Consider the following 12,804-nt stretch of genomic DNA (forward strand, 5'->3'; position numbering starts at 1 on the left):
TCCGAGTTTCTCCATCCCTACAGTGGGAACCTGAGTGAACAACTGTCCTCCAGAATGGAAAGGCAGATCATGCTCTTCCTTGTCGCAGCCCTCCTCCTGCTGGGAGTTCTGGTGGGTACCGCGGCACACCTCCCGGTCCCCGTCACGATCATCGCGGCAGTGGCCATCAGTTGCTGGCTGCTCGTCTTCTTCATCCGCGAGCGCCGCCACCGCACCGACAAGAGCGAGGGAGTGTCCCGATGACCACCCTCATCACCGACCACGACACCGACACCCGGCGCGCAGGTGCCGCCACCGAGCCGGACACCAAGTCCCCGGCCGGGCCGGAGAAGCGCCGTTCGCCGCGCGGGCAGGCCGACGGCATGGCCGTGGCCGCGTTCGTCCTCGGCCTCGTCGGCACGCTGGTCGCCAACGTCGCCCTCGGCCCCTGCGCCCTCGTACTCGGAGCGCTGGCCCTGGCCCGTAACACCACGCGGCGCTTCCGCGCCGTACTGGGCATGACCCTCGGCGCCGTCGACCTGATCATCCTGGCGACGCTGGCCACCGCCGACGGCACCCTGAGCTGGACGATCGGCGGCTGACCCCGCCCTTCACCCCGCGAGGGAGAGGGGCGATCCGGCCGCGCGCTCCCGGGAGGCGGAGTACTGCTGCCCGGGAGCGTAGGCGTACGGGCGTGCGAGCGCGTGCAGCCGCTGGTGCGGGCCGCGTTCCGCCCGTACGGCGTCGAGCGCGGTGAGTGACTGGACGGCGTACGCGACCGAGGCCAGCGTCATGTGCCGGTGCCAGCCGTCGTACGACCGGCCCTCGAAGTCCCGCAGCCCTGTACGGCCGCCGATGCGGACGCTGTCCCGCGCCACGTACGCGGCGGTTCTCGTGAACTGGTGCAGATCGACCGGTGACCTGCGGGTCGGCGTCGTCAGCCAGAAGTCGGCGCGGGCGCCCGCCCCGTGCCGGCTTTCGCGTCCCTCGCGGCTGTCGCGGCCTTCGGGGTCCTCGTACCGCTGCGCGTAGAGCATCAGCTCACCCGCCTCACCGCTCCCTGCGCTCCCGCCGTTCTCGCCGCCCGTGCCCGGCCGCACCGGTACGACCCGGGCCAGTACGGCCCGCACCCCGGGGGCCACGTCGTGGACCTGGAGGCCCAGGCGTTCCGGCGCGGCCAGGACGCGCTGCGCCGGAAGGGCGCCGCGGCGCGCCGGCCGCCCGCAGCGGTCCAGCAGTTGGAGCGGGAGGGAGCCGGGCGTGCGGGCCATGACAGGCAGGCCGAGCGGGGCCAGGGCGCTCATCACCTCACCCGCGTGGCGCATCTGGCTGTCCCAGACGACCGGGGCGGCGGCTCCGGGCGCCGTCTTCGCGGCCCGCCGCACCAGTTCGAGGATCTGGGTCACGCCGTCGTCGTCGGGGACGGGGAGGCCGGTGGCCGGTGGCGGGAGGTGCAGGCTCCAGTCGACGGGGACATTGAGGGCCTGGCCCGCGTACCAGAGCCCGTACGCGAGCTGGCCGTTGACGAGCTGGCCGGTGGCGGGGACGAAGCGCCGGTGGACGCCGACCGAGTTCGTGCCGGACTTGGGGATCAGCATCGGGCGGACGACCCACGAGCGCGGGCGGGTGAGGGCGAGGAGGTAGTCGGCGAGGGCTTCGCGGACGGTGCGCCAGTTCCACGGGGCGTTGCAGATGAAGTGGTGCAGGCGCTGGGCCGCACCGGTGTCGTCCAGCGTCCGGGCGATGTTGCGGATGGACTTGCGGCCGGGGGCGGTGAGCAGCCCGCGCAGGTACTGCTCACCCTTGAGGTGGTGATCCGCCCTGGTGAAGGAGGTGAAGAGGTGTCGGCACAGGTCCTCGACCCACGCCTCCTGGGTGCTGGTCGGCCGCCCGGGGAGGAGCGGCGGAACGGCGGTGGGGGATGCGGGCACGGACAAGGTACTGGCCCCCGGGGAGACGGGACGGGCGTGCGGGTGACAGCAGGACAATAAAGAATGTTCGCTATGTTTCTCGCCCCGCTGGGCGGATCGCGAACGACTTCACGAAGTCGCGCAGGGGGGTCGAGGCGGGGCGGCGGAGCGAGTTCGGCGTGGGCTCGGAGCGGCCGTTGGCGGGCGTGACGGGGCTACGGGCAGCCTGCGGGTCAGGGCGGGGGCGGGTCCGTACGCCCCATGTCGTGCGGGGGTCCGTACGAGGTCCCGTGCGCAGGCCCGTACGAGGTCCCGTGTGAGGGTCCGCATGAGGTCCCGTGCTGGGCCCCGTCCGGGTTTCCGTACGGAATTTCCGGTACCGCGTGGGCGAGGACGAGCTTGAGCAGCAGGACGGCCGGGAGCCAGCCGAAGCCGGCCGGGGCGGGCAGCGCCGGCGCCACCATGACACCGGCCAGCACGGCGAACAGCGCGACCGGCCGGGCGAGGTGCCGCCGCGCCCGGTTGACCAGCACCACACCGGCCAGCGCCCAGGCGTACCAGAGCGGCCCCCACCACCACGGCCCGCCGAACAGCAGGCCGATGACGACGGGCTGGAGGTGGGCCGCCGCGAAGCCGACCTCGTGGTGCAGGAAGCGGTTGAGGCGGGTGGGCGGGAGCGGCAGCGGGCCGTGATGGAAGCGCTTGGCCGCGTCGAGGCCGTTGGCCACCACTCCGCCCGCGAGGTCGAAGACCAGCGCCACGGCGACCGCGTACTTCCACCATGGCCAGCTCAGGTCCCCCGCGTCCCAGACCAGGAAGCAGACGCCGAACGCGCCCGCCATACAGGCCAGCACCCGTTCTCCCCCGGTGGCGCCGCTCCCGAAGAACCAGCTCGGCCGCGCAGCCGAGGGCGCGGCGCCGTCCCGTGCTGTCACCTGGTCCCCCATCGGCCGCCCTCCCGTGCCCCGGGCCTGGCTCTCGGTGTTCAGCCCCGCAGACCACCGGCGAACGGCATCGTCCGCCAGTGCTCGATGGCGGGCTTCAGCGCCTCCGCGAGCGTGGGCAACTGCGGTACGAGCACGAGGCACGCCACCACCCGGACCATGCCCACCGCGTTGACGAAGCGCAGGACGCGTTCGTCGAGTTGCCGCAGGCCGTGGCGGCGCGCGGCCTCGTCGTAGGCGGCCTCGCACTCGGGGCCGAGCGCCGCCATGTCCCATTCGGCCGGCCCGAGCGTGGTCAGCTCGAAATCGGCGTACAGCTCACCGGCCTCGGCGGCGACGATGTTGACGGCGGGCGCGTCCCCGTGGATCGGCTGGACGCCGACGCCGGGAAACTCCGCCTCGAATGCCGCGCGCGAAGCGGCCAGCGGCTCCAGGATCGCCCACTCCCGCCACGCACGGTCGAGACCGGCCGGATCGATGAGGTCGGTGTGCCCTTCGAGGGCGGCCAGCGCCTCCGTGGCGAACCTCGGCTCGGCGGCCGACAGGAACGGCAGCTCGCCCGGGTACGCGCGCAGTGCGGCGTGCAGGTCGGCCGTCAGGCCGGAGTTGCGTACGTAGTCGGGCTCCCGGCCCTCGCCCTGCTCATGCTCGACGAACTGCCAGAACGTCATCGAGAAGCCGTCGTGCCGCACGGGCTCCCGCGGCACGAGCGGGCTCGGCGGAATCACCGGGACGCCCCGCATCGCCAGCCAGGCCACCACGTCCAGCTCCAGCCGCTGACGCGCCGCCTGGACGCCGGTGTCGGCGTACGGCGGCAGGACGGTCGGCACCCGGACCACCACGGGTGAGGGGGCGAGGTGCACGACGACCGAGAACATGTCGTGCAGCACCGTCGGGTCGGTCACCGTCAGGCCCAGTTCACGCCCGGCGGTGACGGCCGCGTCCAGCGCGCGTGACGTGCGGGCGGCGAGCTGGTCGGGCGTCATGAACTCCGGAAGTCCTGGCATGGCAGCGATGGTGCCACGGCCCGTGGTGGGGCGCGACGGAATTGCCGATCACTTGGCGGGGCCCCGCGGGCGGGTGCCGTACAGCATCGGGCGAAGGTGCCGGTGTCACCGGGACGCGGCGCGCATCCGGCCTTCACCGGTCCGGCGCTCCCCCACCCGGCGTTCCCCCACCCGGTGCTCGGACACCCGGTGTTCCGGCCCCCGATGCTCCGGCATCCGGTGATCCGACACCCGGAGGTCGCCCGCCCGGATGTCGCCCGCCCGGTGGTCGCCGCCGCGGTCCCCGCCCGTCGTGTCCTCACCGCTCAGGCGGTTCTCCGGGTACTCGTCGCCGCCCACCAGGAGCGGCGGCCGCGCACCGAGCACCAGACCCCAGACGCGGTCCACCTGCTCCGTCGGGGGCAGCCCGGCCGCGGCGCCGCGCGGTACGCCGGTGCGGGCCGCGAACTCCGCGCCGGTCACCACGGAGACCGCCGTGGCGGTGACCGCCTCCGCGGTCGTCCAGCCGGTGAAGTCCGGGCGGGCCCGTTCGACCAGTTCGCCGAGCGAGGGCAGCCACATCGCGTACCAGGTGTCGCCGTCCTCCGGGAAGTCCCAGGCCAGGCGGGCGGCGGCCCGTACGGTCGGTTCCTCTTCGAGCAGCCGCGCGAGGGTACGGGTGAAGGTGACGACCCGGCGTAATTCGCCGCGCGCGGCGGCCTTGGGGCTCCTGCTCGCCGTCATGAGGGAGGACAGCGCGCCGCGGGTCAACGCGCAGCCGGCCTCCCTGACCGCCTCGGCGAGCGCCGCCTTGGACGGGAAGTGGAACGTCAGGCCGCCGATCGTGACGTCCGCCGCGGTACTGATGCGGGCCATCGAGGCACCCGCGTACCCCTTCTCGGCCATCTCGTCGGCGGCGGCCCGCAGCAGGGTCCGGCGCGTCCGCTCAGCTCGGTCCTGTCGCGCCATTGTCCCGCCTCGGTGATCGCCCTCGGTTGCCAGCGCCGTACCGGTGACACCCAACCACCCATGGTAGGCGCGGGTTTGACGGGCCGCACGGTCGCGGCCGCAGCCGGCCAAGACTTGATCAGTATGGGAACCGGGGGCCGACGCGGGCACTCGTTCATTGCTCTGGGGCGGTGCCGGGCGGGCCGGGCCGATTCCGGGCGGTGCCGGGTCGGGGCCGGGTCGGGGCCGGGGTTGCTGGGCGGTGGCGGGCCGTTCCCGAAGGGGCTTCGGGTGCCGTGGAAGCGGAACCCGGAGCCTGGGCCGGGCCGGGGTCTCGCGGTCGGCCGGGGACACGTCCGCACCGGCCCGGGAGGGGGTACGGAACCACTGCGGACCGGTCTCCGCACCCTCTTCCGGGGCCCGCCCGCACTGATCGTTTCCCGGTCGCGCGCCCGCAGTTCGGCTTCCGTCCGGCCCCGCCCGGAGGGCTCCCGGCACGACGAAAAAAGCCCGGTACCTCGTGGGCTCGCAAAAAAAACGATCGTTCTTTATTCTTTGCTGGTCGGCGCCCGATTCACGGGATGACCACGGGAGGGAACGAACACCATGACGACAGAAACTGCGCATCCGGCGACCCGCACCCCCGCACACACCCTGGCCGCTTCCCTCTCTTCCAGTCGCCCTGTCGCAGTACGTAGTCTGTCCGACAAATCGGGTGTGCGCGAGGTCTCGTCCGTCACCACCGACCCGCTCCCCGCCGCTGCCGGAAGGACCGCCCGCAACGGCCGCTCCACCGCCCGCAACGGCGGCACCGGCAGGGCCCCGGCCGCCGGTTCGACCGGCCCCGCCGGGCGAACCGGAACCACCCGCGGGCCCGGCCGGGGCGAAGCCTCCGCCGCACCCGCGCGCCGCGCCGCCGCACCCGGCGACTCCGCCTCCACCGCCCCGGCCGGGACGTCCGGCTCGTCCGGTGCCTCCGTCCCGTCCGGTCCGTCCAGCACGTCCGGTCCGTGCGTGACATCCGAGATGTCCGAGGCGGCGGAGATGTCCGAGGCGACGGGGACGTCCGAGACCTTCGGGTCGTTCGACACCTTCGCTGACGACCTTTTCGGACATCTGCCGCGTACCGACCAGCGCCGCTGGGCCCACGCGTACCTGCTGGCGCTGCTGACCACCGAAGGCAAGAAGTCCGTACGCCGGCTGGCCGCCGCCGTCTCCGACTCGCCCACCGCCTCGCAGTCGCTCCACCAGTTCCTCAACGCCAGCCCCTGGGACTGGAACCCGGTACGCCGCGAACTCGTACGCCGGGCGGAGGAGCCCGCACCGCCCCGGGCGTGGATCCTCGCCCCGGCGATACTGCCCAAGCGCGGCGGGCACTCCGTGGGCGTCCACCGCCGCTTCGACTCCGCCGCCGGACGGACCGTGAGCTGTCAACTGGCCATGGGGATGTTCCTGCCGGTAGGGGAGGCGGCCACGGCCGTCGCGGTGTCGGCGTCCGCCGCTTCGGGGGCCTTGGGGGCTTCGGGGGCCCCGGGGGCCGCCTCGGGTGGCTCGGGTGCATCGGGGGCCTCAGGCGCGTCGGCGGCATCGGCCGCCGCCGGTGACTGCGGTGGCAGCGCGACCGTGTCCGTCGACTGGCGGCTGTTCCTGCCTCCCCAGTGGGCCGACGACCCCGAGCTGCTGCGCCGCAACCGCATACCCGCCTCGGAGACGAACCACCCCCGCCCGATGTGGGTGCACGCCCTCGACCTCGTGGAGGCACAGGCCGCCCGCTCGACCTGCGCTCCGGCGCCGGTCGTGGCGGACCTGAGCGAGTACTCCGACTCCGTACGGCTCATCGAGGCACTGGCCCGGCAGGGACGCGACTTCGTCATCGCCGTGCCGTCCGCCACCGCGCTGGCCACCCCGGCCACGCCCGGCATGCCAGGCGACCCGGGCGCCCGCCCGCGCCTGCTCCAGTCCGCGCCCACGCCCGTACGCCTGCCCGGCTCGCACCACACCTACCGCGCCTTCACCGAGCCCGGACCGGCCGGCGCCCGGCCGTCCCGGATCTGGCTCACCAACATGGCGCACCGCCGCATGGGCCAACTGCTCGGCCTCGCCCGGCTGCACCAGTTGCCCACCGCCACGCTGCGCACCCTCGCGACGGACTTCGGACTGCACGACTTCGAGGGCCGCTCCTTCCCGGGCTGGCACCACCACATGACGCTGACCTCCGCGGCACACGCGTATCGCGCGCTGACCGCGGTGCCGGACGAGCAGACGCTGACGGCGGTGCGGTTCGTGTCCTGAGGGCGGGTCGCGGAGCGGGCCGCGGGGCGGGCCGGTTGAGGCGCGGGCCGGTTACAGCGCAGTCCGGTTCATGCGCGGGTCGGGATCAGCCGCGGTCCGGGGTCAAGCGCGGGTCTGAAGGTGGGAGCGGTACCAGTCGGCGGCTTCCCCGAGCCGTACGAGAGGGCCGGGGCCCGGGCCGCAGCCGGCCGCCGTCCACACCTCGTCGCTGCGGTACCAGTGGTCGGTGGCCAGAAGGGCGAACTGCCGCTCGCTCACCCGGCCGGGGACGGAGCCGAGGCGCGCCAGGCACGCGTCCCAGGAGAGGTCGGGGCCGAGGCCGGGACCGGGGCGGGTGTCGGCGTCGGGGCCTGAGGCACCCTGAGGTGAGGTGGCGTCCGGCCGCGGGAGGACGCCGTGGCCGATCAGGGTGTCCATGAGGTCCCCGTTACGTACGGGGGTGGGATGACTCGCGTGGTACACGCCACCGGGGACCCCCTCCGGCGCGAGGGCCAGCCGCACGAACAGGCGGGCCAGGTCCTCGACCGCCACGACGGAGAGCAGGCCGCGCCCGCCGTCCCAGCGCCCCGGCACCCGGTGGAGCAGTTCGGCCAGCGCCGGCACCACCCACCGGTCGCCCGCGCCGAGCACCAGGCCCGGCCGCAGCACCGTGCCGCCCGCTTCGAGCACCGGGCGTTCGGCGGCCAGGCGGGTACGGCTGGCCGGGGAGACCGGCGCGGGTTCGACCTCGCCCACGCCCGGGCCGGCGTGCGGCCCGGCCCCGTACACGGCGGCGGTGGAGAGCTGGACGATCCGGCCGACACCCGCCCGTACCGCTTCGCCCACGACGGCCGCGGTGCCACGGACGTTGACCAGCTCGCAGCGCTCCTCGTCCCGGCCGATGTCCGAGGCGAGGTGCAGCAGGACGTCGGCGCCTTCGCAGACTCCGCGCAAGGAGGCGGGGTCGGCGAGGTCGGCGGCGCGCCATTCGACGGGGACGGTCGTGTCCGGCCGCGGGGGCCGGAGGGAACCCGGGGACCGGAGGGGGCGCAGGGACCGGAGGGAATCCGGGGACCCGGCGGGCTCCGGGGACCCGGCGGGCTCCGGGGGCTCGGCGGGCTCCGGCGGCTTGCGAGCCACGGCGCGGAGGTGGATCGAGCGGGCCGAAACCGAATCCTGATTCGGAACAGACAGCAGTTCCCGTACCACCGCGGAGCCGATGAACCCGGTCGCCCCGGTCACCACCACCCGCCGGGGAGCCGTCACCGCCAGACCGTCCGCCACGTCGTCCACCACGCCTTTCGCCACGCCCTTCGCCACACTTTCCGCCGTCACCGTACGCGTCCGCGCCCCGCCCTCAGGCCGCCGCCCGCTTCCGCCGCACCGCGAGGTCGACCTGCCGCCTGATGTCCGGCGCGGCGACGCCCGGGAGGAGGTAGCGCCAGAGGGAAACGACGCGTTGGTGCAGGTCAGAGCGGCCGGTGGAGATCTGCGAGAAGAGCTGCGTACCGGTGTAGGCGCTGACCAGGACCCAGGCCAGTTCGTCCACGTTCACCTCGGGAAGCAGTTCGCCCTTCTCCCGCGCGGCGCGAAGCTGACCGCCGAACTGCTCGGCCCAGATGCGGTACGCGGAATCGTCCTGCACGCCGAACTCGCCCTGCTCGGCCGCGAGCCTGACGCCGGCCCGCAGAGTGGGGTTGGACTGCAGTTCCTCCGCCAGGTACAGGGTGATGTCGACCAGGCGCTGCAGGCCGTCCTCTCCGGGCGGCATCCGCAGGCCGTCGCTCTGCTCGACCATCACCGCCCTGGCCAGGGCTTCCTTGGACGGGAAGTGGAAGTACATCCCGCCCTGGGTCACACCGGCGCGCTTCATGATCTTGCTGATGCTGGCGCCGCTGAACCCGAACTCGTCGAAGACCTCGGCAGCCGCCCGGAGGATGACCTCACGTGTCCTGACCGCGCGCTCCTGCATGGACAGCACCAGCTCCCTCGACAAACAAAAAGAATAGTATTTATTTTATGAGCGCCGAGGCCCTCACGCGGTGACTGCTGAACCGAGCACGCCACGGCTCCTGTTGGTCACCAGGCGCCCTGCGGGACGGCAACGGCCCACCCCGGGGGCCCCGGCCGCACCACAAAGGACCGCAAAGGGCCGGGCCTGCAGACACTCCTCAGGGGGACACCCGTATGAGCATCACCGGCCGGCTTCCGGAGACCTCCGCACCCGCTGCCGCCCCCGGCCCGTGTCCGCGCACGCTGACCACCACCGTGCCCAAGGAGTATGTACACAAGACGGCGCTGTCCGAAGTCCTGCTCACCAGTTGGCAGGAGACGGCCCCGGACGTGCACGTCGTGACCGCGGAATGGCCGCGGGCCCACGCGTTCTACTCCTCCAGGAACCGGCTGCACGACCCCCTTCTGCTCGTCGAGACGATCCGCCAGACCATTCCGCTGCTCTCGCACCTCGCTTACCACGTGCCGTTCGGACACCAGTTGATCTGGGACCACTTCACCTATGCGCTCGAACCCGGCGTGCTGCGTACCGAGACTGCCCCCGCCGAGATCGAACTACGCATCGTCTGTTCCGGCATCAGGCGCCGCAGGGGCATCCTCAGCTCCCTGACCATGGACGTCGAGGCGACGCGGAACGGCGTCCACCTCGGCACCGCGGTCGCGCGTTTCACCAGCCACGCTCCGGCCGTCTACCGCCGGCTGCGCGGCGCGTACGGCGACGCCCGCGAGGCGATGGCCCGCGCGGTGCCGCTGCCGCCGCCGGTCGCGCCGCACCGGGTGGCCCGCGCCCAGTACGAGAGTGTGATGCTCTCCCCCACGGACACCCGCAACCGCTGGCAGCTCCGTACGGACACCACCCACCCGGTCATCTTCGACCACCCGGTCGACCACGCACCCGGGATGCTGCTGCTGGAAGCCACGCACCAGGCCGTCCATGCCGTCCTCCACCCGCAGCCGGTGATACCCGTCGGCTTGAGCACCGTGTTCGCCCGATACGCCGAACTGGACGCGCCGTGCTGGATAGAGGCCACGGTAATCGGCCGAGCGGGTACGGAGGGGGATCCGGGAGCGGAGGCAGGGTCGCCGTCAGGGGCGGAATCAGGAGTGGATTCCAGGGCCGAACTCGAAACGGAATCGGGAGCGCAATCGGGGGCGGGGCCGACAGCGGAATCGGGGGCGGAATGGAGGACGGAATCGGGTACGGTGCGCACCGATTCGTCCGGCCTCGTCCACGTACGCGTCACCGCGCGCCAGAACGGCCGGGAGCTGTTCACCGCAATGGTCAAGGCCCGCCCTCTGGTCCCGTCGCCACGTATGGCGCCGAGTAACGAATATGACGGCTAGTCAGGCGGAACTCCGCCGGGGACGCCGGGCGCAATCGCGCGAATCCACACAAGAACTCGCACGGGAACTCGCACAACACCCCACACAAGAACTCCCACACCTGCCGGAGCGGCTGCGACTACCGAATTCCGGGCGGAAGTACACGCACGGGCAAGGTGACCGAAAGGCCCGTCCCGGCGCGCCCGAACCGCCCTCCGCGGGGCCGCACACATCGCACGCCATCCCGCTACGACTTCGGGAGATCCATCAGACGTGCGGCGATTCACCCTACGTTCACCTCGTGGCCACCCTGTCGTAATCAAGTCGCTCCACACCGTTCCGGCCACTGGCCCTACTGTCATGTCCACGGCGTACCAGTTTCATGGTCCAGACCAGCAGCACACCGCACACCTATCGGCCGCAACCGGCTACTACCGGCCACGAAGCCCGTGCGAGCTGTGGCCATGACGGGAAGGATCAAGCCAAAGTGTCCGTTCGTGTCGGCGTTTGAGCCATCCCTCGATTGCGGGCCTTTGACGATCACTTGGCCTTTCTTTTACGTTCTAGGGAGCGGCACCCGCGCGACTCGCGTGGCTGATCATCGCCGTTTTCCACCATCCCCTGCCTTCGGAGGCTCGACGGACATGGAACAGCTGATCAAGAAGATGGCCCAGGACGGCGTCTGGCGCGAGTGGGTCGCCGTGAACTCCCCGCGCGCAGCGGGCAAGGACGGCTGCATCAGCGCGACGAAGTCCGGCTGCATCAGCGCGACCTCGGCCGCGCCCAAAACGGGATGTATTTCCTGACCGGGCGCTGAGCCTTCCGGGCGGGGAGCCGGCCGGCGGCCCGCACACCTCCGGCCGTCTCCCCGCCACTTCATGCAGCCGATCGCGGTCCGAGCGCGGTCCGACCGCCTTCCGATCGCGTTCCGGCCGCAGCCCGTTCGCAGCAGACCGGGTATGCGGATTCCGCGGATTCCGCGTGTTCCTCTCGTTTCCTACGCTTTGACACAGGTTCTCGTACGCCGCGACACCGATCACTCCCCGTCCGCCAGACAAGACAGACCTGAGGGTGACCATGGATGGCCAGCCGAGCCGGTCGGGACAGCCGACCGCCGACATCGTGAACCGGATAAGGGACATACCGATCTACCGCTCGTCGATAGAGCGGGGGCACTTCCCCATACTGGACAAGCCCGAGATCGCCCGGGGATTTCCGGACAACTGGATGACGCCGGTACTGGCCGACGCACTCGCCGCCGGCACCGCGGAGTACGTGCTCTCCACCGGGACCAACCACGCGCGGATGCAGATCATCCGGCCGCCGTACTTCCTGCTGAACTCGTACTACCAGCTCTGGAGCGAGCACCCGGACATCGCCGACACCTGGCACGAGGGGTGCCGGCGCGTCTCCCTCACCACGGTGCTGGCCACCGAGCACGTGGCACGCGTCAACGCCAAGAAGCACGGCCGTACCGCGCCCGCGCCCGTACCCGACCTGGCGGACCGGCGCCTCGACGAGCGCACCTTCTACGTCAACCTCAAGCTCGACCCGGCCCTCTGGGACCGCGCGGACGTCGAGCGGATGCTCGACGAGATCCGTACGGCCCAGCAGGCCCACCCGCACGGCCGCTACCACCTCGACTGCAGCAGCTACCACTTGGCGCACCTCGTGCGGAAGGTGACCGACTGGGACCTGTGGGACCGCTTCCCGCGGCCGGCGAGCATCGTGCACGCGTACGAGTACACGCCGGTGAACGTGCGGCGCTACCTGCACGAGCACTTCGACTGCCCGGTCATCGACCTGTTCGGCAGCACCGAGCTGGGCTACCTCTACTACAGCGACCGGCACGGCCGGTACCACCCGTACCTCGACAAGATGAGCGTCGAGCTGGTCCCGGTGGAGCCGGGCAGCCACCTCTTCAGCATGATCGTGTCGAGCGTCCGGAACCCGTACATGCCGCTGATCCGTTACCGCTCCGGGGACTGCGCGCGCACGGTCGACGGCACTCCGGACCCGGAGAAGATCTCCCGGTTCTGCGGCCGTGAGAAGGAGCTGCTCGCATCGGCACACGGCCAGGGCCCGGTCGCGCAGGGTGATCTCGACGACTGCGTCGGCACGGCCTCGTCCCGCGTGTTCGTCCACCAGTTGCACGTGCCCGACGACCGGAGCGGCGCCGAGCTGCGGTACACGACCTTCGACGGCGCTCCCGTGGACGCGGCGGAAGCGGCGGCGCTGAGCGCGGGGGTGGAGCGGCTGACGGGGCTTCCGTGCCGTGTCGAGCACCGCGCGCACCTTCCGATCGGGAAGTCGGGGAAGTACGCGTGGCTGGAGCGGGGACAGGCCGTCGGCTGAAGTCCGCGCGTTCGGGGCCGTACGGCTCGGTTCCGATCCCGTGCGCCTCGGTTCCGTTTCCGTACGGCCTGGTTC

General features: G+C 72.1%; 12 protein-coding genes. 6 read left to right on the forward strand and 6 right to left on the reverse strand.

Translation table 11 applies throughout. The features are described from left to right. The first annotated feature begins 69 nt into the window (after positions 1 to 69). Positions 70 to 243, forward strand: coding sequence for a hypothetical protein (locus tag ACZ4QV_RS09715; RefSeq protein WP_361149571.1), 174 nt, complete (start codon positions 70 to 72; stop codon positions 241 to 243). Beyond that, the gene (locus tag ACZ4QV_RS09720) at positions 240 to 581 is read left to right on the forward strand and encodes a hypothetical protein (RefSeq protein WP_361587466.1); all 342 of its coding nucleotides are present in this window, start codon (positions 240 to 242) and stop codon (positions 579 to 581) included. Before ACZ4QV_RS09715 ends, ACZ4QV_RS09720 begins: the two co-directional genes overlap by 4 nt. A gap of 9 nt (positions 582 to 590) precedes the next feature. Here the strand turns inward: ACZ4QV_RS09720 and ACZ4QV_RS09725 are convergent, their stop codons facing one another. The 4 genes from ACZ4QV_RS09725 to ACZ4QV_RS09740 all read right to left on the reverse strand — a co-directional run bounded on the left by ACZ4QV_RS09725 (position 591) and on the right by ACZ4QV_RS09740 (position 4,788). Next, positions 591 to 1,910 carry an IS701 family transposase gene (locus ACZ4QV_RS09725; RefSeq protein ID WP_361587464.1) on the reverse strand — a complete coding sequence of 440 codons (1,320 nt, stop codon included), beginning with the start codon at positions 1,908 to 1,910 and terminating at the stop codon, positions 591 to 593. Between the two features lie 212 nt (positions 1,911 to 2,122). Further along, positions 2,123 to 2,836 carry a hypothetical protein gene (locus ACZ4QV_RS09730; RefSeq protein WP_361587462.1) on the reverse strand — a complete coding sequence of 238 codons (714 nt, stop codon included), beginning with the start codon at positions 2,834 to 2,836 and terminating at the stop codon, positions 2,123 to 2,125. Between the two features lie 38 nt (positions 2,837 to 2,874). Continuing rightward, the gene (locus ACZ4QV_RS09735; protein WP_361587460.1) at positions 2,875 to 3,840 is read right to left on the reverse strand and encodes an aminoglycoside phosphotransferase family protein; all 966 of its coding nucleotides are present in this window, start codon (positions 3,838 to 3,840) and stop codon (positions 2,875 to 2,877) included. Between the two features lie 105 nt (positions 3,841 to 3,945). Beyond that, complete coding sequence (locus ACZ4QV_RS09740) at positions 3,946 to 4,788, reverse strand: helix-turn-helix domain-containing protein (protein WP_361149558.1); 843 nt, start codon at positions 4,786 to 4,788, stop codon at positions 3,946 to 3,948. Positions 4,789 to 5,811: 1,023 nt separating this feature from the next. On the opposite strand from ACZ4QV_RS09740, the gene ACZ4QV_RS09745 reads away from it, so the two are divergent. Then, complete coding sequence (locus tag ACZ4QV_RS09745) at positions 5,812 to 7,059, forward strand: transposase (protein WP_361617065.1); 1,248 nt, start codon at positions 5,812 to 5,814, stop codon at positions 7,057 to 7,059. Positions 7,060 to 7,161: 102 nt separating this feature from the next. Here ACZ4QV_RS09745 and ACZ4QV_RS09750 read toward each other — a convergent pair whose 3' ends face one another. Beyond that, positions 7,162 to 8,373 carry an NAD-dependent epimerase/dehydratase family protein gene (locus ACZ4QV_RS09750; RefSeq protein WP_361587458.1) on the reverse strand — a complete coding sequence of 404 codons (1,212 nt, stop codon included), beginning with the start codon at positions 8,371 to 8,373 and terminating at the stop codon, positions 7,162 to 7,164. A 22-nt stretch (positions 8,374 to 8,395) separates the two neighbouring features. Continuing rightward, positions 8,396 to 9,010, reverse strand: coding sequence for a ScbR family autoregulator-binding transcription factor (locus ACZ4QV_RS09755; protein WP_361587544.1), 615 nt, complete (start codon positions 9,008 to 9,010; stop codon positions 8,396 to 8,398). A gap of 215 nt (positions 9,011 to 9,225) precedes the next feature. Here ACZ4QV_RS09755 and ACZ4QV_RS09760 point away from each other — a divergent pair, with 215 nt between their 5' ends. The 3 genes from ACZ4QV_RS09760 (at position 9,226) to ACZ4QV_RS09770 (ending at position 12,729) form a co-directional block, all read left to right on the forward strand. Beyond that, positions 9,226 to 10,395: a ScbA/BarX family gamma-butyrolactone biosynthesis protein gene (locus ACZ4QV_RS09760; RefSeq protein ID WP_361587456.1), complete on the forward strand. Its 1,170-nt coding sequence runs from the start codon at positions 9,226 to 9,228 to the stop codon at positions 10,393 to 10,395. Between the two features lie 623 nt (positions 10,396 to 11,018). Next, on the forward strand, positions 11,019 to 11,180 hold the full coding sequence (locus ACZ4QV_RS09765) for a hypothetical protein (RefSeq protein ID WP_361149552.1): 162 nt from the start codon (positions 11,019 to 11,021) through the stop codon (positions 11,178 to 11,180). A 271-nt stretch (positions 11,181 to 11,451) separates the two neighbouring features. Then, positions 11,452 to 12,729 (forward strand): phenylacetate--CoA ligase family protein, encoded by a 1,278-nt coding sequence (locus ACZ4QV_RS09770; RefSeq protein WP_361149550.1) that lies wholly within the window; start codon positions 11,452 to 11,454, stop codon positions 12,727 to 12,729. Positions 12,730 to 12,804 lie beyond the last annotated feature (75 nt).

The organism is Streptomyces sp. NPDC026394 (genome assembly GCF_055567735.1).

Bases quoted from the DNA above. Each gene is read 5' to 3' on its own strand.
- ACZ4QV_RS09760 (WP_361587456.1), top strand. From the start codon at position 9,226: ATGAGCATCACCGGCCGGCTTCCGGAGACCTCCGCACCCGCTGCCGCC.
- ACZ4QV_RS09755 (WP_361587544.1), bottom strand. From the start codon at position 9,010: ATGCAGGAGCGCGCGGTCAGGACACGTGAGGTCATCCTCCGGGCGGCT.
- ACZ4QV_RS09720 (WP_361587466.1), top strand. From the start codon at position 240: ATGACCACCCTCATCACCGACCACGACACCGACACCCGGCGCGCAGGT.
- ACZ4QV_RS09745 (WP_361617065.1), top strand. From the start codon at position 5,812: ATGTCCGAGGCGACGGGGACGTCCGAGACCTTCGGGTCGTTCGACACC.
- ACZ4QV_RS09735 (WP_361587460.1), bottom strand. From the start codon at position 3,840: ATGCCAGGACTTCCGGAGTTCATGACGCCCGACCAGCTCGCCGCCCGC.
- ACZ4QV_RS09715 (WP_361149571.1), top strand. From the start codon at position 70: ATGCTCTTCCTTGTCGCAGCCCTCCTCCTGCTGGGAGTTCTGGTGGGT.
- ACZ4QV_RS09730 (WP_361587462.1), bottom strand. From the start codon at position 2,836: ATGGGGGACCAGGTGACAGCACGGGACGGCGCCGCGCCCTCGGCTGCG.
- ACZ4QV_RS09770 (WP_361149550.1), top strand. From the start codon at position 11,452: ATGGATGGCCAGCCGAGCCGGTCGGGACAGCCGACCGCCGACATCGTG.
- ACZ4QV_RS09765 (WP_361149552.1), top strand. From the start codon at position 11,019: ATGGAACAGCTGATCAAGAAGATGGCCCAGGACGGCGTCTGGCGCGAG.
- ACZ4QV_RS09740 (WP_361149558.1), bottom strand. From the start codon at position 4,788: ATGGCGCGACAGGACCGAGCTGAGCGGACGCGCCGGACCCTGCTGCGG.